This window comes from Acidovorax sp. A79, from assembly GCF_041154505.1.
Taxonomy (GTDB): Bacteria; Pseudomonadota; Gammaproteobacteria; order Burkholderiales; family Burkholderiaceae_C; genus Acidovorax.
Map to the genome: position 1 here is coordinate 4873547 of NZ_AP028672.1, position 19633 is coordinate 4893179.

Genomic DNA, 19633 nt, shown 5'->3' on the forward strand with positions numbered 1-19633 from the left:
AATGATGTCCCTGGGACCCGAAGCGCAGGCTTTTATTGTTTTCTCCGTGGGCATGCTGGTGCTCATGGGCACAGGCATGAACATGGGCCTGGCCCTCGTGCTCACGGGCGCGGGCATGGCATGGGTGCTCGACTTCTGGGATGCGCAGCTGCTGGCCCAGAACCTGGTGGCGGGGGTGGACAGCTTTCCGCTGCTGGCCGTGCCGTTCTTCATCCTGGCTGGCGAGCTGATGAACTCGGGCGGCATCAGCCGCCGCATCATCGACATGGCGCAGGCCTGGGTCGGGCACATCCGGGGCGGCCTGGGCTATGTGGCCATCGGCGCGGCAGTGCTCATGGCCAGCATGAGCGGCTCCGCGCTGGCCGATACGGCCGCGCTGGCCACCATCCTCTTGCCCATGATGCGCCAGCAGGGCTACCCGATGAACACGTCGGCCGGGCTGATCGCCTCGGGCGGCATCATCGCGCCCATCATCCCGCCCTCCATGCCGTTCGTGATCTACGGCGTGACGACCAACACCTCCATCTCTGCGCTGTTCGTCTCCGGCATCGTGCCGGGCCTGATGATGGGCGCGGGCCTCATCTTCGCCTGGCGCTGGGTGCTGCGCGGCATGGACCTGCCGCAGGGCGAACCCTTGCCCGTCAAGGACCGCCTGCGCGCCACGGTGCGTGCCTTCTGGGCCATGCTGATGCCCCTGATCATCATCGGCGGCATGAAGTCGGGCGTCTTCACGCCCACCGAGGCCGCCGTGGTGGCCGCGTTCTACGCGCTGGTGGTGGCGTTGTTCGTCCACCGCGAAATGAAGATCGCGGAAATCTACGGCGTGCTGGTGCGTGCGGCCAAGACCACCTCCATCGTGATGTTCCTCTGCGCGGGCGCCCAGGTGGCCAGCTACATGATCACGCTGGCCGACCTGCCCAATGTGCTGACCAGCTGGCTGGGTCCGCTGGTGGAGAACCCCCGCCTCCTGATGGCGGTGATGATGATCGTGCTGGTGCTGATCGGCACGGCGCTCGACCTCACGCCCACCATCCTGATCTTCGCGCCCGTGATGCTGCCCATCGCCGTGAAGGCGGGCATCGACCCGGTGTATTTCGGCCTGATGTTCGTGCTCAACGGCGCGATCGGCCTCATCACGCCGCCGGTGGGCACGGTGCTCAACGTGGTGGCCGGGGTGGGGCGGATATCGATGCACAGCGTGATCAAGGGCGTGAACCCGTTCCTCTTCACCTACGTGCTGATCCTGGCCTTGCTGGTCGCCTTTCCACAGATCGTCACCGCCCCCGTGGTGTGGCTGCGCTGACCGCCCGTTTCCTCCTCTCTTTTTTCCTTTCCCCCCCGCTAATGGAGACAACCATGAAAACTTTCCGCCGCACCCTTCTGGCCGCCTTGTCGGTGGCCGCCCTTGCCTGCTCGTTCCAGGCCGCCGCGCAGGACTTCAAGCCGCGCATCATCCGGTTTGGCTACGGCCTCAACGAAGTGTCCAACCAGGGGCGTGCCACCAAGCTGTTCGCCGAAGAGGTCGAAAAGGCCTCGGGCGGCAAGATGAAGGTGCGCGCCATCGGCGCCGCCGCCCTGGGCTCGGACGTGCAGATGCAGCAGGCGCTGGTCGGCGGTGCGCAGGAGATGATGGTGGGCTCCACCGCCACGCTGGTGGGCATCACCAAGGAAATGGCGATCTGGGATACCCCCTTCCTGTTCAACAACGCGAAGGAGGCCGACGTGGTGCTGGACGGCCCCGTGGGCCAGAAGGTGATGGACAAGCTGCAGGAAAAGGGCCTCGTGGGCCTCGTGTACTGGGAGAACGGCTTTCGCAACCTGACCAACAGCAAGCGCCCGGTCACCAAGCTGGAGGACATGAATGGCATCAAGCTGCGCGTGATGCAGAACAACGTGTTCCTCGACAGCTTCAAGACCCTGGGAGCCAATGCTGTTCCACTGCCGTTCTCGGAACTGTTCACCGCCCTCGAGACCAACACGGTGGACGGCCAGGAGAACCCCTACAACACCATCCTGTCGAGCAAGTTCTACGAGGTGCAGAAGTACCTCACGGTGACCAACCACGTCTACAGCCCCTGGATCGTGCTGGTCAGCAAGAAGTACTGGGACGGCCTCAACAAGGCCGAGCAGAAGGTGCTGCTCGATGCCGCGAGGAAGAGCCGCGACTTCGAGCGCCAGGATACGCGCGCCGAGGCCGACAAGGCGCTGGCCGACCTCAAGGCCAAGGGCATGCAGGTCAACGAACTGTCGCCCACAGAAGCCAACCGCATGCGCGAGAAACTGGGGGCGGTCAACACCAGCATTGCCGCCAACGTGGGCGAGGCGCTGTGGAAGGACGTGCAGGGCGCCGTGGCGCAGGCGCGTGGGACCAAATAAGCCTGGGTGAGACGCGGCTGCCGCAACGCCATTGCGGCTCCCAAAGACAAAAGGCCGAGGCCCCGAAAGGGGCCTCGGCCTTTTTGCATCTGCATTTGCAACTGCCTGCCCGCACCGCCTTGCGGCGCGGGCCGGACGGATTACAGGGATCCGATTTCGCCGGACGAGATCTTGCCAGTGCGCAGGGCGTCTGCAGCTTGGGCATTCACCGCGTTGCGGTCAGCGGTGGAGGTGTAGACCAAGGCACGCGAACCGACGGGGATGGCACCGCTGGTTTGGGGTACTGCCGAGGCTTCGGCTTGCACTTCGGCACGGGTGCGGTTCGTTTCGAACTTCGTGGCGAACTGCGAGGCATCGACTTCGTCGGCCTGGGCACCGAAAGAAGCGAAAGCGGCCACGGCGGCGATGGAGAGGAAGCGTGCGGTCTTGTTCATGGTGAAACTCCGGTGAAATTCAAAAAAATGAGGGCGATGTACTGGGAAATACGCAGCAGGAGGGGGCCTGGATTCAGCGAATCAAACGCTGATCAACCACGCTCGCCCGAAGGGATCTGGCCGGTGCGCACGGCATCGGCGGCCTGGGCACGCACGGCGGCGCGGTCGGCCGTGGATTGGTAGGTCACCACACGCGAACCTGCGGGCTCGATGGAGCGGGTCTGGGCCACGGTGGCGGCTTCGGCGGCCACTTCGGCGCGGGTGCGGTTCGTCTCGAACTTCGTGGCGAACTGCGAGGCATCGGCTTCGTCGGCCTGGGCACCGAAAGAAGCGAAAGCAGCCACGGCGGCGATGGAGAGGAAGCGGGCGGTCTTGTTCATGATGAAAATCCTTGAAATTAAAAAGCGTCTCAGAAAAACCGGGACAAAGCGGAAAGTGACAACTGCTTCAAACCGGGTTCGGTGAGTCGCCTTGCGGGTTCGGCTCATCGATGGGATGAACTGTACGCCGCGGTGGTACATAGAAAAACTACTCGGTCGCAAACTAACTGTTCCAGTTTTGGAAACAATCCAGACGCCTGTCTTTCTGCCTGCGGCCCGAGGGCCGGTAGCCAGTCGCAAGCGATCGTGGTGGCAGGAGAGGTGGGCGGTGAATCCTTTCGAAAGCGCGTTGGACATGGGCTGTATCGTGCCGGGCGGCGCGGCATGCGTCGTCTCAGCGCGGTTTCGGTTCTTTTCGGTTTGTTTCGGGTTCTCCCGAATGCAACAAGTGCGAAACATGTGCATCGAGTCCGTGGGGAACGCGCCAAAGGTGTGGTGAATGGCACTTGCGCGGGTTGCATCGGCAAGGCTTATGGGCTGAAATCACTCTGTACCTGTTTCAGCCATCACGAGGGAGGTTCCAATGACCGTAGTCGCCAAGATTCTTCAATCCAAACCCGATGCCACCGTGCATACCATCGGGCCCGCCACTTCGGTGTTCGATGCGCTCAAGCTCATGGCGGACAAGGGCATCGGTGCGTTGATCGTGACCGAAGGCGCCGACATCGTGGGCATCTTCACCGAGCGGGACTACGCGCGAAAAATCGCGCTCATGGGGCGCACGTCCTCGGTCACCCAGGTGCGGGACGTGATGACGACTGCCGTGCTGTTCGTGCGGCCCGACCACACCAGCGAGCAGTGCATGCAGCTGATGACCGGCAACCGGCTGCGCCACCTGCCCGTGGTGGACGACAGCAGCAAGCTCGTGGGCATGATTTCCATCGGTGACCTGGTCAAGGACATCATTTCCGAGCAGAAATTCATCATCGAGCAGCTGGAGCAGTACATCACCGGGGCGCGCTGAGACAGAGATAGAGACAGAGGCCGAAGCGGCAAGGGCCCTGGCCTTGTGGCCAGAGCCCTTGCATTCCCGTGGGGGGGGGCCGCCCGATTGCGGCATCCCGGGGCCCGCCGTCAGGCCGCCTTCTCCACATGCGCCTGCCGCGTGTACAGAAAGTCGATCACCGCCTTGCGGCACTGCACGTAGCGCGGGTCCTCGGCCAGCTCCACGCGGCGGCGGGGGCGGGGCAGGTCGACGGCCAGCACCTCGCCAATGGTGGCGGCGGGGCCGTTGGTCATCATCACGATCTTGTCGGACAGCAGCACGGCCTCGTCCACGTCGTGGGTGACCATGACCACGGTGCTTTGCGTGCGCGCCACGATCTCCAGCAGCTCGTCCTGCAGCTTGGCGCGGGTCAGGGCATCGAGGGCGCCGAAGGGCTCGTCCATCAACAGCACCTGGGGTTCCATGCTCAGCGCACGGGCGATGCCCACGCGCTGCTTCATGCCGCCCGAGATCTCGCCGGGGCGCTTTTGCCCGGCGTGCGTGAGGCCCACCAGCGCCAGCGCCGCATCGGTGCGGGCCCTGAGCTGGGCCTTCGTTTCCTTGCCGCCAAACACGCGTTCCACGGCGAGGTAGATGTTGTCAAAGCAGGTGAGCCAGGGCAGCAGCGAGTGGTTCTGGAACACCACGGCGCGCTCCGGCCCCGGGCCCCTGATCTCCTTGTTGGCGCACAGCAGTGCGCCGTTGGTGGGCGTGGTCAGCCCCGCGATCAGGTTCAGCAGCGTGGACTTGCCGCAGCCCGAGTGGCCGATCAGCGCGACGAACTCGCCCTTGGCGATGGTGAGGTTGATGTCGCGCAGCGCCGGGAACAGGCCCTTGGCGGTCTTGAAGGTCTGCTCCACGCCATGGACTTCGATGAACTTGGTGGTGAGAGAGGTGTGCATGAGGAACTCCGGGTTGTTTCGAGGACCGCCGCGGCACCGGCTTGGCCGGGCCACTGGGGGGCACCTGAGGGGATGACGCGCCGCAGGCGCGGCTCAGGGGTGGGTCAGGTTTTGACCTCTTCGAAGGTGAACGCAGTGGCCAGCTTGATGAGCGCGAACTCCAGCACCAGCCCGACGATGCCGATCACGAAGATCGCGATGATGATGTTCTTGACGTTGAGGTTGTTCCACTCGTCCCACACCCAGAAGCCGATGCCCACGCCGCCAGTCAGCATCTCGGCGGCCACGATCACGAGCCACGCGGTGCCCACGGCCAGGCGCACGCCGGTCAGCATGTAGGGCAGCACGGCGGGGAACAGGATCTTGGTGGCGATCTTCCACTCCGACAGGTTGAGCACGCGGGCCACGTTCATGTAGTCCTGCGGCACACGCTGCACGCCCACGGCGGTGTTGATGATCATGGGCCAGATGGAGCAGATGAAGATCGTCCAGATGGCGGCCGGGTTGGCACCCTTGAACACCAGGAGGCCGATCGGCAGCCAGGCCAATGGAGACACCGGGCGCAGCAGGCTGATCAGCGGGTTGAACATGCGCGACAGGAAGTTGAAGCGCCCGATCACGAAGCCCGCCGGAATGCCCACCAGCGCCGCCATGCCAAAGCCCACGGCCACGCGTTCGAGCGACATCAGCACGTTCCAGCCCACGCCCTGGTCGTTGGGACCATTGCGGTAGAACGGGTTGCTAAAGATTTCCAGCGCCTGCTTCCAGGTTTCCACCGGGCCGGGAATGCTGTTGCCCGTGGTGGCTGACACCACGGCCCACAGACCCACCAGCAAGCCCAGGCCACACAGCGGTGGAAGCACCGCCATCCAGAAGCCGCGCGACAGCGCCGCCCAGTCGCGACCGGCGGGGGCTGCAGATGCCGTGGGCGCAGGGCTTGCCGCCATAGCCGTTTTTGACTGTTTTTGGCTTCTGGCGCTTGCGGACGAAGCGCTGCTAGCTACATTATTCATAGCGTTCTGTGCAACCACGGGGGCTGCATCCAGCGGGGAGTGAAAGACGGCACTGACCATGGTGTTCTCCTGTACAGGGTGGACGGGGCAGGGCGCTTACGCCTTGATCTTGAAGCTGTCGGCGTACTTGGCGGGGTCCTTGCCGTCCCACACCACGCCGTCCATGAACTTGCTCGTACGCATTTCGCTCTTGGGCAGCGGCGTCTTGGAAGCGGCGGCCGCCTGCTTGTAGACGTCGATGCGGTTCACGGCCTTGGCCACGTTCAGGTAGTCGGGGTGGTCCTTGACCAGGCCCCAGCGCTTGTGCTGCGTGAGGAACCACATGCCGTCCGTGAGGTAGGGGAAGTTCACCGTGCCCTCGTTGAAGAACTTCATGTGGTTGGGGTCGTCCCAGGTTTTGCCCATGCCGTCCTGGTAGCGGCCCAGGATGCGCTGGTTGATGGCATCGACGCCCGTGTTCACGTAGGCCTTGCCGGCAATGGTCTCGGCCATCTTGTTCTTGTTGGCCAGGCCTTCGTCGATCCACTTGCTGGCCTCCAGGATGGCGGCCGTCACGGCACGGGCCGTGTTGGGGTACTTCTGCACGAATTCGGACGTGGTGCCCAGCACCTTCTCGGGGTGGTCCTTCCAGATGTCCTGCGTGGTCGTGGCCGTCACGCCGATGCCGTCCATGATGGCGCGGTGGTTCCAGGGCTCGCCCACGCAGAAGCCGTCCATGTTGCCCACGCGCATGTTGGCCACCATCTGTGGCGGGGGCACGGTGATGACCTTGGCATCCTTCATCGGGTTGATGCCGTTGGCCGCCAGCCAGTAGTACAGCCACATGGCGTGCGTGCCGGTGGGGAAGGTCTGCGCGAAGGTGTACTCGCGCTTCTCGCTGGCCATCAGCTTGGCCAGGCCCGCGCCATTGACGGCGCCCTTGTCGGCGAGCTTCTTGGACAGCGTGATGGCCTGCCCGTTGTGGTTCAGGTTCATCAGCACGGCCATGTCCTTCTTGGGCCCGGCCAGGCCCAGGTGCACGCCGTAGACCAGGCCGTACAGCACGTGGGCGAAGTCGAGTTCGCCGTTGACCAGCTTGTCGCGCACACCAGCCCAGGAGGCTTCCTTGGTGGGGATGATGGTCACGCCGTACTTCTTGTCGATGCCGAGCACCGAGGCCATCACCACGCTGGCGCAGTCGGTCAGCGGGATGAAGCCGATCTTGACTTCCTTCTTCTCCGGCGCGTCCGAGCCCTGGGCGTGCACCAGCGCACGCAGCGCGGGGCTGACGCCGACGGCGCCCACGGTGGCGGCCTGCAGCACGGTGCGGCGGTTGAGGCTGGTTTTGAGCAGATCGGTCATGGGGCACTTCCTCATAGCGTTGAAAACAAAAAAGGCGTCCTCCCGAGCAGCCTGCATACATGCAGCACCGGTCGGTGAGGGACGCCTCTGTCCATGGCGATACCCGATGAAGGGCTCGCCCAGCACCGGCCCGCCTTTGGGCCCGTGCTGTGTGGGGGTGAGACCGCCATTGGTCTCGCAGGGGTTAATGCAAGTGGCGTGCCAGGCCTTGCCGCACGGGCTCCGCATCAGTTCGGCGCATGGTTTGCTATTGAATTAATAGCTGCTTGCGCAAATGGATCAAGCGCTGGGGGGGGTTTTGACCTGCAAACGCGCGGAGGTGGTGCGCGCGGTGAATGCCGCACTGCCTTTGTGCGGCGCACCATCCGGGAGAAGCCGGTGGACCTGGGCGTAGCCCAGGCCGGGGATGCCGGGCAAGGACCGCTGCGCAGCGAGGGGATCGTCCCCTTTCCCGAGCCGGGCAGCGATTCGAGAGGAGGGGCCAGGGGCCGCGGCTCCAAGACTGCCTGCGCAGTCTGGACGGTCCCCGAGAGCGGGCGGCCTCTGGCGGCTGCACCGATGCGCGCAGCGCCTCAGGAGGATGTCGCCTGTTTACCCGAGCAGGTCCATCACGTCGAGCATGCGCTGGGCCACATCCACGAGCTTGAGGCCCTTGTCCATGGCGGTCTTGCGCAGTTTCTCGTACGCGGCCTGCTCGGTCAGGCCCTGGCGCTGCATGAGCAGGCCCTTGGCGCGGTCGATGGTCTTGCGGTCCTTGAGCTCGGTCTTGGCATCGGCGAGCTCGGCGCGCAGCGCCTGCTCGTGCTGGAAGCGCGCCATCGCCACGTCCAGGATGGGGCGGATGCGCTGGGGCGCGAGGCCGGCCACGATGTAGGCCGACACGCCCGCGGCCACCGCGTCCTTGACGTGCGAGGTGTCCTCGTCGTTGGTGAACATCACGATGGGGCGGCGTTCGTCGCGCGTGGCCACCACCACGTGTTCCAGCGCGTCGCGGGCCTCGCTCTCGGCGTCCACGATGATCAGGTCGGGCTGCAGCTGGGCGATCCGCTCGCTCAGGAATACATCCGCGGGCAGCGTGGCGATCAGGTTGAAATTGTTCTCCAGCAGCCCGATGCGCAGCGCCCGCGAACGCTCCGCCTGCAGCACGGCGTGTTCGTCGTCGGGGTCGGCGATGGCCAGGTCCGGGGCCACCACCACGATGCGCAGAGACTCGTTCATACCCTGGAGCATAAGCAATTTTTACGCCACAAATTGGTGCGCCGAAGCGGTGCGCCCCGGGCAGGTGCCGGGTTCCGGCAAGGGCCTTGCCTTGCAGGGTCTGAAACTTGCTAATAGTTTGCCGATTGGCAGGGCATACCCGATAGCGCCTTTCCTCCGTCGTCGCATATACATCTGGTCACATTGACATATTGATGAGGATTCCGCATGAACAAGCATATTGACCGGCGCCGTTTCGCCGCCGGGCTGGCCTTGACCACCGCCGCGTCCATGGCGCTGCTGCTCCTGTCCGGGTGCGGCAAGGTGCCCGACACCATCAAGATCGGCGTGGCGCAGCCCTTGAGCGGCCCCCTGGGCGCCCTCGGGCAGGACTTGCTCAATGGCGTGAACCTGGCCGTGGCCGAACTGAACAAGGGCGGCTACACCGTGGACGGCAAGCGGGTGACGCTGGAGGTGGTGGCGGTGGACGACAAGGCCGACGCGGCCACCGGCAAGACGGTGGCCCAGCAGCTGGTGGATGCCGGCGTGGTGGCCGTCATCGGGCACCTGAATTCGGGCGTGAGCATCGAGACCGCGCCCATCTACGCGGCCAAGGACATCGCGCAGATCGCCATCTCCACCAACCCCAAGTTCACGCAGCTGGGTTTTTCCACCACCTTCCGCATGGTGGGCAACGACACGCTGCAGGCGCGCGCCATCGGCTCGTTTGCCGCCACCCAGCTGGGCGCCGCGCGCTATGCCGCGCTGGACGATGGCACGCCCTACGGCAAGGGCCTGGCCGACGGGGCCGCCGCGCAGCTCAAGGCCGAGAAGAAGGAAGTCGTGGTGCGCAAGTCCTTCGACGACAAGACCACGGCATTCGACGAACTGGCCGGCGAACTCAAGGCAGCGAAGGTGGAGGTGATCGTCTCCACCCTCAATGACTTCCAGGCGCTGGCGTTGCTGGAAGCCCTGCGCAAGGTGGGGCACACCAAGGTGAGCCTGCTGGGCGGCGACACCATCAAGACCACCGACATGACCAAGGGGGCCGGCATCGTCGAGGGCGTCTATGCCACCTCGCCCGTGCTGGAAGCCAAGGAGTTTTCCACGGGCAAGCCCTTCCTGGAAAAGTACATCGATGCCTACAAGAAGCCGCCCGCGTACGGCGGGCACTACAGCTACGACAGCATGTACGTGCTCTCGGCGGCCATCCAGAAGGCCAAGTCCGCGGACCCCAAGGACATCACCAAGGCCATGCACGGCATCAACGGCTACGCGCCCGTGATCGGCACGATGACCTGGGATGACAAGGGCGAGCAGCGCTACGGCGCGGTGGGCGTGTACGAACTGCGCAGCGGCAGCTGGGAGCTGCGCATGCGCTCGGACCGCTGGTAGGCGCGGCCTGCGACCCTGGGGATGCACGACCCCTGCCGGCCACCGCCGGCAGGGGTTTTTGCATCAGGCCCCCCGCGAGCCCGGGTTTTACACTCGGGGCATGAGTCTGTTGATCCTCGGAATTGAATCCTCGTGCGACGAGACCGGCGTGGCGCTGGTGCGCTCCACGGGCGATGCCGTTCCCACCCTGCTGTCCCACGCCCTGCACAGCCAGATCGAGATGCACCAGGCCTATGGTGGCGTGGTGCCCGAGCTGGCCAGCCGCGACCACATCCGCCGCGTGCTGCCGCTGGCCACGCAAGTGTTGACCGAGTCCGGCCAGACGTTGGCGGATGTGGACGTGGTCGCTTACACGCGCGGCCCGGGCCTGGCGGGTGCCCTGCTGGTGGGGGCTGGCGTGGCCTGCGCGCTGGGCGCGGCGCTGGACAAGCCGGTGCTGGGCGTGCACCACCTGGAGGGGCACCTGCTCTCGCCCTTCCTGAGCGCGGACCCGCCCGAGTTCCCCTTCGTGGCCCTGCTGGTCTCCGGCGGCCACACCCAGCTCATGCGGGTGGACGGCGTGGGCCGCTACGAGATCCTGGGCGAGACCATCGACGACGCGGCGGGCGAGGCCTTCGACAAGTCGGCCAAGCTCATGGGCCTGGGCTACCCGGGAGGGCCGGCGCTGTCACGCCTGGCCGAGCAGGGCGATCCGGCGGCCTTCAAGCTGCCGCGCCCGCTGCTGCACAGCGGCAATCTCGACTTCTCCTTTGCCGGGCTCAAGACCGCCGTGCTGACCCAGGCCAAGAAACTGGGCGACGGGCTGGAAGCGCGCAAGGCCGACCTGGCGGCCAGCACCGAGGCCGCCATCGTCGAGGTGCTGGTGAAAAAGACGCTGGCGGCGCTCAAGCAGACCGGCCTCAAGCGCGTGGTGGTGGCCGGTGGTGTGGGCGCCAACCGGCATCTGCGGGCGCAGCTCAATGCCGCCTGCGCGGCGGCCAGGGTACGGGTGCACTACCCCGAATTGCACCTGTGCACCGACAACGGGGCCATGATCGCCATGGCGGCGGCAATGCGGCTGCAGGCGGGGCAGCAGGAGGCGAACACCGACTATGCGTTTGATGTGAAGCCGCGGTGGCCGCTGGATTCCATCGTGCCAGTCGGCTGAAATGGGCTGGTCATTCCAGCCCCGTCGACAAAACTATCCTGGAGAACCGCGCTGTTGCCTGCGCAGTCCCATCCAACCCAGGATGGCAGCCAGTGCAGCCAGTGCCCACGGGTTGTTGACCGGGATGCTGGTGGGGTCAGAGCCCAGTGCCGGAGCCAGCGGATCGCGGATACGCCCTGCGGCAATGTCTGAATCACCTATGCCGTTGTCAGTGATGCTGTACGTCACTGTGCGGCGGTCCGGGCTGAGCGCTGCTTCGGTCCATAAGAACCAGGTGGAGGTCTGTGCTCCTGCCGTAGCCGGTCCGAACTTCCAGAACTGCACGCCTTCAGGCAACGGAGTCGGGTACGTGATGGAGATGGTGACGCTGCCGGTGCAGCCGGTGGCGAGGAACTCGAACGCGCCGTGAGGCAAGGTGCGGTTGGCGGGGGCCGTAGAAGGCACCGTGAATGCGGAGCTGGAATCCAGCGTACAGCTTGCGCCTCCGCCAGCGAGGGTGACTGAGCCGGTGCCTGACATGCCAGGTACCGTGCCGGTCACCGTCGAAAGTGTTGGTGTGACCACATTGCTGATGCCTGCGGCGGAAGGCCCCTTGTTGTTGGTAGCCACGACGCGGAAGCTGTACGCCGATCCGTTGGTGAGGCCAGAGACCGTGCAGCCGAGCGCACCCGAGGTCGTACACGTTTTGCTGCCGTCTTGCACCGCTGTGACCGTGTAGCCGGAGATGGCGCTGCCGCCATCGTGGGATGGTACTTGCCAGTTCACGGTCGCTTGCCCGTTGCCAGCCGTGACGCTGACGTTCTGGGGCGCACCAGGCACGTTGGCCTCGACCTGGATGGAGTAGGACTGCGAACCCGAACAGCCGCTGGCGTCCGCGACTGTCACTGTGAAGTTGAAGGTTCCAGTGGCCGTTGGCGTGCCGGAGATGGTGCCACTACCACCCAGCGTCAACCCGGGGGGCAAAGCGCCAGCAGTCACCGCATAGCTTGGCGCTCCCAGTGCACCCGTCTGTGAAAGGGGGGTGCTATAGGCCTGACCCCAGACTGCCGGGGCCAGCGCGCCCCCCGGTGTCATCGTGAATGCCGGGCACACATAGGGTGTGTACACCGTGTTGTCGATACCGATGTAGTCGGAATTCGTTCCGAGAGCACCGGCCGAGGTGACGAAATAGCGAAACGCCATGCGTCCAGAGGTGGGGGCTGGAAGTCCCGAGATAGTGATGGTGTATTGCGTCCACGTCTGGGGATAGCCGCCGGCCACCAGCGTTGGGTTGACGCTCAGCAGCAGCGCCGTGAAGTCCCCCACGGCGGTGGCGCCTGATCCCACATTTGTGCTTGCGCCATTGGTGCTCAGCCGGACTTCCAGCCGATCGGGATAGTCGGTCCCCGTGGGTTTTCTTGTGAAGAAGGTCAGCACATCCCCATTGCGCAGCGTCCGGTTTGGCATCGCGAGCCAGTTGCTGATGGTGCCGGTGCTGCCGGTGTTGTTGTAGTTGGCGCCAATGTATGCATTGGCTGCGCCGCTATACGCGTTGAAGGGGCCGGGGGTTGGCGTCGCTGTGGTTGCTGTCCCCTGGAACCAGCTGGTTGAGCCGGCCGGGGTGCTGTTGTTCTGCATGAACCATCCATTGCCCGTGAGCAACGTGATGTTGTCAAAATCCTCTGTGAATGCCTGGGCCCAGGCCTGGCTGGAAAAACCAACCACAAAGAGAATCATTGTGGCAATACGAAAACAAATCCTGCTCATGTCTGGCTGTCCGCTGTAGTGATTGACAACGCTGATGCGTGTCCGCTCCCGTGGGAGGCACATTTGCGGCGGTTCGTTTGTCGCGCCATTCATGCTGGACAGCACATTGCGCGAATCTAGTGTGCTGTCACCGCTCAAGCCACATGTTCACGAAATCGGATTTTCACACTCGGTACCGCACTGCAAGTCCTCGATACCGCTGCGGTGGTCACTGAGGGGGGCGCCTGCTTTTTTGAGAATGAAGCCATCGACTTCGTTGCATGCAGCTATTTCCGGGCCGGCGCACTAGCCGATGAATGCTGAAACAATCGCTAACAACCTTATGGGGTGGGCTACCAGCTGTCAAGAAAAAAAGCGCAGGCATCGGCGATGCCCGCGGGGTTGTGCGACGGGCGCTGATTTCTGTGCACCTTTCCCAGAAACCTTTGAATACGCCTCTCAAGCTCGGACGCAGGGGGGTGAATGGCGGCTTGACCGACATTGACCAGGCGCGCGGCATTCAGGTGGACGCTCATGCCCGTCCACCGTATATGGGAGCCGTTTCAACGCCCTCAAAATGGATAGTGTCTCGGGGTTGTCTGCACCGTGATCCAGCGCAGCTCCGTGAACTCCCGCACCCCCGCCATCCCCCCAAACCGCCCGTACCCCGAACTCTTCACCCCACCGAACGGCATCTGCCCCTCGTCATGCACCGTCGGCCCGTTGACGTGACAGATCCCCGACTCGATGCGCGCCGCGACGTTCCACGCCTTGGCCACATCGCGGCTGAACACGGCGGATGACAGACCGAACTCGTTGTCGTTGGCGCAGGCAATGGCTTCTTCCACGCCATTCACGCGCACCACGGGCTTGACGGGGCCGAACGACTCCTCGCGGTAGATGTCCATCTCGGCCGTCACGTGGTCGAGCACGGTGGCCTGCATCAGCGTGCTGTCGCTCTTGCCGCCGCACACCAGCGTGGCGCCCTTGGCCAGCGCGTCGTCGATGAGCGCGTTGCAGCGGTGCACCGTGGCCATGTCCACCACCGAGCCGAGCACCACCGGGCCCTTGCGCGGGTCGCCCAGGGGCAGGGCCTTGGCGCGCGCGCCGAGCTTGGCCACGAACTCGTCGGCCACGGCGTTGTCCACGACGATGCGTTCGGTGGACATGCAGATCTGGCCCGAGTTGGCGAACGAGCCGAACACGGTGCCGGCCACGGCGGCATCGACGTCCGCATCGTCCAGCACCAGCAAGGGTGCTTTGCCACCCAGCTCCAGCACCACGGGCTTGAGGTACTTGGCACACGTCTGCGCGATGATGCGGCCGACCTTGGTTGAGCCCGTGAAGTTCACGCGGCGCACGGCCGGGTGGGCCACGATGGCCTCGACCACGGCACCGGCGTCTGCGGGTGCATTGGTCACGAAGTTCACCACGCCTGGCGGCAGGCCGGCCTCCTGAAGCGCCTCGATGATCAGGCCGTGCGTGGCCGGGCTCAGCTCCGAGCCCTTCAAGATGACCGTGTTGCCGCAGGCCAGCGGCGTGGCAATGGCGCGCACCCCCAGGATGATGGGCGCGTTCCACGGCGCGATGCCCAGCACCACGCCCGCGGCCTGGCGCACGCCCATGGCCAGGCTGCCGGGCACGTCCGACGGAATCACCTCGCCGGCGATCTGCGTGGTGAGGGCCGCGGCCTCCTGCAGCAGTCCTGCCGCCAGGTGCACGTTGAAGCCGGCCCACAGACCCGATGCGCCGGTTTCTGCGGCCATGGCGGCAGCAAAGGCATCGCCCTTGGCTTCGAGTGCGTGCGCCGCCTTGAGCAGCAGCGCGCGGCGCGCATTGGGGCCCAGGGCCGACCAGGCCGGGAAGGCCTGGGCGGCTGCGTCTGCAGCGGCCTGGGCATCGGCCACGGTGGCCGCTGGGGCCGTGGTGGCCGCGGAGCCGTCGAGCGGGTTGCGGCGCTCGAAAGTCGCGCCGCCGGTGGCCTGCATGCGCTCGCCGTTGATCAGCATGGAAATGGCAGTCATGGAATGTCTCCTGGATGAATAGGAAGGAAAAGTCGATGGGGATGGGGTGCGGGACGTTCAGGCAACGCCCAGGTAGGCCTGGCGCACGGCGTCGGACTGCAGCAGCGTGGCGGCATCGCCCGAGGCCACGATGCGCCCGCGCTCCAGCACATAGCCGCGCTGGGCCACCTGCAGCGCCTTGCGCACGTTCTGCTCCACCATGAGCACGGTGACGCCCTGAGCCGCGATGCGCTGCACGATGGCCAGCAGCTCGTCCACCATGCGTGGGGCCAGGCCCAGCGAGGGCTCGTCCAGCATCAACAGGCGCGGGCCGCTCATCATGGCGCGGGCCACGGCCACCATCTGCTGCTCGCCGCCGCTCATGGTGCCGGCCAGTTGCTGGGCACGCTCCTTGAGGCGCGGAAAGTCCTCGAAGGCCTGGGCCAGGCGCTCGGCGCGCACCCGCGAGGGCACCAACCAACCGCCGAGCTCCAGGTTCTCGGTCACCGTCATCTGTGGAAACAGCTGGCGGCCCTCGGCCACCAGGGCCAGGCCGCGTTGCACGCAGGCGGTCGCATTGAGGGCCGGCACGGCCTGGCCGTCGAGCTGCACCGTGCCCTGGCGCGGCAGCAGGCCGGCCAGCGCCTTGAGCAACGTGGTCTTGCCGGCGCCGTTGGGGCCGACGATCACCGTGATGCCGGGCTGGGCCTCAAGCGACAGGTCCTGCAGCACCTGAAAGCCGTTGTAGCCCGTGACCAGCCCTTGTACCGTGAGGTGTGCGCCGCTCATGCCGTGGCTCCTTCGGGTGTTGCCTGTGTGCCCATCTCATCGCCCAGGTAGGCCTCGATCACCTCCGGGTTGCGCACCACCTCGGCGGGCGTGCCATCGGCGATCTTGCGGCCCTGGTGCAGCACCAGCACGCGCTCCACGTACTTGAGCAGCGTGGTCACCGCATGCTCGATCCACACCACCGTGAGGCCCCAGTCATCGCGCAGGCGGCGGATGCGTTGGGCCATGGCGTCCACCTCGGCCTCGGTCAGGCCGGCGGCCACCTCGTCGAGCAGCAAGAGGCGCGGGCGCGTGCCCAGGGCCATGCCGATCTCCAGCAGGCGCTGCTGCGAAGGCGTCACATCGGCCGCGGGCCGCTCGGCCAGGGCCGACAGGCCCAGCATGGCCAGGATCTCGTCCTCGCTGCGCAGGCCCACGGGCCCCTGGCGGTGGCGGCCCGCGAACTGCATGCCAAAGCGCACGTTGTCGCGCACCGTCATGTCCGGGAACACGCGCGGCGTCTGGAAGGTGCGCGCGATGCCGTGGGCCGCATAGTGGTGCGGGCCCTTGCCGGTCAGGTTGTCGGCACCGCAGTGCAGCGTGCCCGAGGTCGGTGGCTGCACGCCCGAGATGGCGTTGAAGAACGTGGTCTTGCCCGCGCCGTTGGGGCCGATGATGCCGATCAGCTCGCCGGCGTGCAGCGTGGCGCTCACGCCGTCCACGGCGGTCAGCCCGCCAAAGCGCACGGTCACGCTGTCGATGGTCAGCAGGGCTTCAGACATGGCTGGCCTCCGTGGCAGGCGTGGCCGCCCGCTTGCGCTGCCACAGCGTGGCCAGCCCGTTGGGCAGGTACATCACGCACAGGATCAGCAGCAGGCCCAGCACCATCATGTAGCCATAGGGCAGCTGCAGGCGCAGCGTCTCGGCCAGCAGGCTGAAGACGATGGCCGCGAGCACCGGCCCGCCGATGCTGGCCGCCCCGCCGATCAGCGCGATCAGCACCGTCTGGAAGCCGATGAAGGGGCTGAACACGGCGGCCGGTTCGATGTAGGTCCAGCGCACGGCCATGGCCGCGCCCACGGCGCCCGCAAACGCGGCCGTGATGCCGAAGCCCGCGATCTTCGCCAGGCGCGTGTCCACGCCCAGGGTCTGCGCACGCTGCTCGTCGGCCCCGATGCCCGAGAGCGCCAGGCCGAAGCGGCTGCGCTGGATGGCGATGGCGGTCGCAATGGCCGCCGCCGCGATCAGCAGCACCGTGAGGTACACCGTCTCGTTGCTGGGCACCACGGTGAGCACACGGCCCACCGTGCCCGATACCTGCTTTTCGACAAAGGTCACCGCGTGGCGGATCAGCTCCGTCATGCCGAAGGTGAGCACCGCGAAATAGGTGCCGCGCAGGTGCAGCACCGCCGCACCCATGACCACGGCCACCACGGCGGCGATCAGCGCGCCGGCCACGATCACCAGCGGCCAGGGCAGGCTACCGAGCAGCGTGGCGCTGGCATAGGCCCCGATGCCGAAGAAGGCCGATGTGGCCAGCGACAGGTAGCGCGTGGCGCCGCAGAACAGCGACCAGCTGGTGGCCAGCGCGATGTACATCAGGCAGCTGAGCAGCACCGAGGCCACGAACTCGGACACCAGCCAGGGCAGGGTGCCGACCACGGCCGTGCCCACGGCGAGCGCGAGCCAGGGCCTTGAGGATGAATTTTTCATGGAGTTGTTGGTCGTGCTTTGTTTCGCCATGGGCGAAGGGATACGGCGCGATCGAAGCCAGTGCCACCGTGGAACTGGCTTTGCCAGGCCAGGGGTGGCGTCCCCCTCCCGAAGGAGAGGGGGAAGACGCGAAGCGGCTCAGGGGGTGTCATTTCTTGAACAGTCCGTTGGGGCGCCAGATCAGCACGCCGATGAACACCGCATAGCTCAGCAGCATCTTGAGGGAGGGGCTGCTGAAGTGCATGCCCAGCGCCTCGACCACACCCAGCAGCAGGCCCCCGGCCAGGCTGCCCGCCAGGCTGCCGAAGCCGCCCAGCGTGATGACGATGAGCGCAGTGACGGTGTAGGGCTCGCCCATCGACGGCGAGATCTCGTAGGTCATCGACAAGAGCGCACCGGCCACGCCCGACAGGCCCAGGCCAATGCCGAACATCATCGGGTGCAGGCGCCGGGTGTTGATGCCCACGAGCTGCGCGCCCGTGGGCGACTGCATCAGCGCCCGCACGGCCTTGCCCAGCAAGGTGAGCTTGAGCAGCGCGATCAGCGCGGCCGACAGCGCCAGCGCCACGCCGAACAGCACCAGCTTGTTCTCGGTGAAGCGCATGCCCGCCACCTGCACCGGGTCGGCCAGGTACTCGTAGCCGCGCAGGTCGCCACCCCAGATCAGCAGGGCGGTGTTCTGCACCAGGAACATCAGGCCGAAGCCCACCATCAGGCTGCGCGCCTCGAACACGTCCACGTTCGGCGCGCGCGCCGCCAGGCGCTTGAAGCACAGCGCATGCACCGCCACCCCCAGCACGAACAGCGCGATGAAGGCGATGGGCATCAGCAGCAGCGGCGACCAGCCCCAGGCGGTGTGCGCCCACCAGGTGATGAAGGCGCCGAGCATCAGGAACTCGCCATGCGAGATGTTCATGATGCGCATCAGCCCGTACTGCAGGTTCAGGCCCATGGCCACCAGCGCGTAGATGCCGCCGGTAATGAGGCCGCTGGCGACCAGTTCGGCCCAGGAGGTCAAGGACATGCCGTCTTACTTCCAGGCAGGCTTGTTGGTGTTCAGCTGCGCCGTGGCGCGGTCCTTGGGCCACACCACCTCGAAGTCGCTGCCCTGCCACTGGCTCACCGTGCCGGGGATGGATGCGTTCTCGCTGCCTGCAAAGCGGATGCCTCCCAGGATGGTCTTGAACTCGTTCCTGGCGATGTGCTCGCGCAGCGCCTTGCGGTCCAGCCCCACCTTCTCCACGGCCTGCTGCAATATCTGCAGGCCCGCCCAGGCATGGCCGCTGGCCCAGCGGTCGGGCTCCTTGTTGAACTTCTTCACGTGGGCGTCGAAATAGGCCTTGGCCTCGGGGCTGGTCTTCACGCTCCACGATCCCATGCCGATCACGCCTTCGGTGTTGGCCTGCATCACGTTCTTGTACAGCTGGAAGGCGGTGCCCACCGAAGCGTAGAAGAACTTGGGGTTCAGCCCCACCTCGCGCGCCTGGCGGCTGGCCAGGATGGTGTCGGGCGGGTAGGTGATGCCGATGAAGGCGTCGGGGTTCTGGTCCTTGATGCCGCGCAGCACGGGCGCCAGGTCCTTCACGCCGAGCGGGTAGCTCTTCCTCTCCACCACCTGGATGCTGGTCTTCTTGAGCGCGCTGTTCAGCGCCGCGAAGTTCTCCAGGCCGAACAGATCGTCCATGTAGACGATGGCCACCGACTTCACGCCGTTGGCCACCAGCATGTCCACCAGCGCGCCCATCATCTTGTCGGGCTGCTGCAGCAGCGAGAAGAAGTAGGGCAGGTTCATGTCGATCAGCTTGCGCGACAGCGCCGTGGGCGCCAGCAGCGGGTAGCCGAAGCGGTTGGCCAGCGGCGCGATGGCGAAGTTGGCGCCCGAGCCCCAGGGCGGCAGGATCAGGTCCACCTTGTCGCTGCCCATGAGCTTTTCAAACGTGCGCACGCAGGTCTCGGTCTCGCTGCGGTCGTCGTAGCCGATGAGCTCGATCGGGCGCTTGGCGCCCTTGATGCTCAGGCCGCCGGCGGTGTTCACCTGGTCGGCCCACAGCAGGTAGTTGGGCTCCTGGCTGACCTGGGCGCCTGCGGCCCAGGGGCCCGTGCGGGCAATCGCGTAGCCGATGCGCACGGGGGCGCTGCCACTGCCTTGGGCCAGCAGCTGCGGCGCCACGGCCAGCGCGCCCACGGTGGCGGCGGCCCCCTTGATCCATTGGCGCTTGGAGGGTTGGGATGGTGAATGCGTTGTCATTGTGTG

19 protein-coding genes are annotated in these 19633 nt (G+C 65.9%); 5 read left to right on the plus strand and 14 right to left on the minus strand.

Going from position 1 to position 19633, the window contains the following annotated elements:
* Window positions 1–4 precede the first annotated feature (4 nt).
* Together ACAM51_RS22340 and ACAM51_RS22345 are read left to right on the plus strand one after the other, a co-directional pair.
* Window positions 5–1303 carry a TRAP transporter large permease gene (locus tag ACAM51_RS22340; protein WP_218293874.1) on the plus strand — a complete coding sequence of 433 codons (1299 nt, stop codon included), beginning with the start codon at window positions 5–7 and terminating at the stop codon, window positions 1301–1303.
* Window positions 1304–1356: 53 nt separating this feature from the next.
* The gene (locus ACAM51_RS22345) at window positions 1357–2376 is read left to right on the plus strand and encodes a TRAP transporter substrate-binding protein (RefSeq protein WP_369641894.1); all 1020 of its coding nucleotides are present in this window, start codon (window positions 1357–1359) and stop codon (window positions 2374–2376) included.
* A 140-nt stretch (window positions 2377–2516) separates the two neighbouring features.
* On the opposite strand, the gene ACAM51_RS22350 is transcribed toward ACAM51_RS22345, so the two are convergent.
* On the minus strand, window positions 2517–2810 hold the full coding sequence (locus ACAM51_RS22350) for a DUF4148 domain-containing protein (protein WP_218293876.1): 294 nt from the start codon (window positions 2808–2810) through the stop codon (window positions 2517–2519).
* A 92-nt stretch (window positions 2811–2902) separates the two neighbouring features.
* Window positions 2903–3190, minus strand: coding sequence for a DUF4148 domain-containing protein (locus tag ACAM51_RS22355; RefSeq protein WP_218293877.1), 288 nt, complete (start codon window positions 3188–3190; stop codon window positions 2903–2905).
* Window positions 3191–3713: 523 nt separating this feature from the next.
* Between ACAM51_RS22355 and ACAM51_RS22360 the strand changes: the two genes are divergently transcribed.
* The gene (locus ACAM51_RS22360; RefSeq protein ID WP_218293878.1) at window positions 3714–4154 is read left to right on the plus strand and encodes a CBS domain-containing protein; all 441 of its coding nucleotides are present in this window, start codon (window positions 3714–3716) and stop codon (window positions 4152–4154) included.
* 110 nt (window positions 4155–4264) lie between these two features.
* Here ACAM51_RS22360 and ACAM51_RS22365 read toward each other — a convergent pair whose 3' ends face one another.
* From ACAM51_RS22365 to ACAM51_RS22380, 4 genes are all read right to left on the minus strand, one after another.
* On the minus strand, window positions 4265–5077 hold the full coding sequence (locus ACAM51_RS22365) for an ABC transporter ATP-binding protein (protein WP_369641895.1): 813 nt from the start codon (window positions 5075–5077) through the stop codon (window positions 4265–4267).
* 104 nt (window positions 5078–5181) lie between these two features.
* Window positions 5182–6150 carry a nitrate ABC transporter permease gene (gene ntrB, locus ACAM51_RS22370; RefSeq protein WP_369641896.1) on the minus strand — a complete coding sequence of 323 codons (969 nt, stop codon included), beginning with the start codon at window positions 6148–6150 and terminating at the stop codon, window positions 5182–5184.
* Window positions 6151–6186: 36 nt separating this feature from the next.
* Window positions 6187–7431, minus strand: a complete 1245-nt coding sequence (locus ACAM51_RS22375) for a CmpA/NrtA family ABC transporter substrate-binding protein (protein ID WP_218340636.1) — start codon at window positions 7429–7431, stop codon at window positions 6187–6189.
* 591 nt (window positions 7432–8022) lie between these two features.
* Window positions 8023–8649 carry an ANTAR domain-containing response regulator gene (locus tag ACAM51_RS22380; protein ID WP_218293883.1) on the minus strand — a complete coding sequence of 209 codons (627 nt, stop codon included), beginning with the start codon at window positions 8647–8649 and terminating at the stop codon, window positions 8023–8025.
* A 207-nt stretch (window positions 8650–8856) separates the two neighbouring features.
* On the opposite strand from ACAM51_RS22380, the gene ACAM51_RS22385 reads away from it, so the two are divergent.
* Both ACAM51_RS22385 and tsaD read left to right on the plus strand, forming a co-directional pair.
* Window positions 8857–10023 carry a branched-chain amino acid ABC transporter substrate-binding protein gene (locus tag ACAM51_RS22385; protein WP_218293884.1) on the plus strand — a complete coding sequence of 389 codons (1167 nt, stop codon included), beginning with the start codon at window positions 8857–8859 and terminating at the stop codon, window positions 10021–10023.
* Between the two features lie 100 nt (window positions 10024–10123).
* Window positions 10124–11170 carry a tRNA (adenosine(37)-N6)-threonylcarbamoyltransferase complex transferase subunit TsaD gene (gene tsaD, locus ACAM51_RS22390; RefSeq protein WP_369641897.1) on the plus strand — a complete coding sequence of 349 codons (1047 nt, stop codon included), beginning with the start codon at window positions 10124–10126 and terminating at the stop codon, window positions 11168–11170.
* Between the two features lie 33 nt (window positions 11171–11203).
* Here the strand turns inward: tsaD and ACAM51_RS22395 are convergent, their stop codons facing one another.
* The 8 genes from ACAM51_RS22395 to ACAM51_RS22430 all read right to left on the minus strand — a co-directional run bounded on the left by ACAM51_RS22395 (window position 11204) and on the right by ACAM51_RS22430 (window position 19627).
* Complete coding sequence (locus ACAM51_RS22395) at window positions 11204–12916, minus strand: IPTL-CTERM sorting domain-containing protein (protein WP_369641898.1); 1713 nt, start codon at window positions 12914–12916, stop codon at window positions 11204–11206.
* Window positions 12917–13248: 332 nt separating this feature from the next.
* Window positions 13249–13431, minus strand: a complete 183-nt coding sequence (locus ACAM51_RS22400) for a hypothetical protein (RefSeq protein WP_218293887.1) — start codon at window positions 13429–13431, stop codon at window positions 13249–13251.
* Between the two features lie 36 nt (window positions 13432–13467).
* Window positions 13468–14919, minus strand: a complete 1452-nt coding sequence (locus ACAM51_RS22405; RefSeq protein WP_369641899.1) for an aldehyde dehydrogenase — start codon at window positions 14917–14919, stop codon at window positions 13468–13470.
* A gap of 57 nt (window positions 14920–14976) precedes the next feature.
* Window positions 14977–15687 carry an ABC transporter ATP-binding protein gene (locus tag ACAM51_RS22410; protein WP_145695436.1) on the minus strand — a complete coding sequence of 237 codons (711 nt, stop codon included), beginning with the start codon at window positions 15685–15687 and terminating at the stop codon, window positions 14977–14979.
* The gene (locus ACAM51_RS22415; protein WP_369641900.1) at window positions 15684–16448 is read right to left on the minus strand and encodes an ABC transporter ATP-binding protein; all 765 of its coding nucleotides are present in this window, start codon (window positions 16446–16448) and stop codon (window positions 15684–15686) included. The genes ACAM51_RS22410 and ACAM51_RS22415 overlap by 4 nt, the downstream gene beginning before the upstream one ends.
* On the minus strand, window positions 16441–17379 hold the full coding sequence (locus ACAM51_RS22420) for a branched-chain amino acid ABC transporter permease (RefSeq protein ID WP_369641901.1): 939 nt from the start codon (window positions 17377–17379) through the stop codon (window positions 16441–16443). The genes ACAM51_RS22415 and ACAM51_RS22420 overlap by 8 nt, the downstream gene beginning before the upstream one ends.
* A gap of 148 nt (window positions 17380–17527) precedes the next feature.
* Window positions 17528–18403, minus strand: coding sequence for a branched-chain amino acid ABC transporter permease (locus tag ACAM51_RS22425; protein ID WP_218293892.1), 876 nt, complete (start codon window positions 18401–18403; stop codon window positions 17528–17530).
* Between the two features lie 6 nt (window positions 18404–18409).
* Window positions 18410–19627 carry an amino acid ABC transporter substrate-binding protein gene (locus tag ACAM51_RS22430; RefSeq protein ID WP_369641902.1) on the minus strand — a complete coding sequence of 406 codons (1218 nt, stop codon included), beginning with the start codon at window positions 19625–19627 and terminating at the stop codon, window positions 18410–18412.
* Between the last annotated feature and the right edge of the window lie 6 nt (window positions 19628–19633).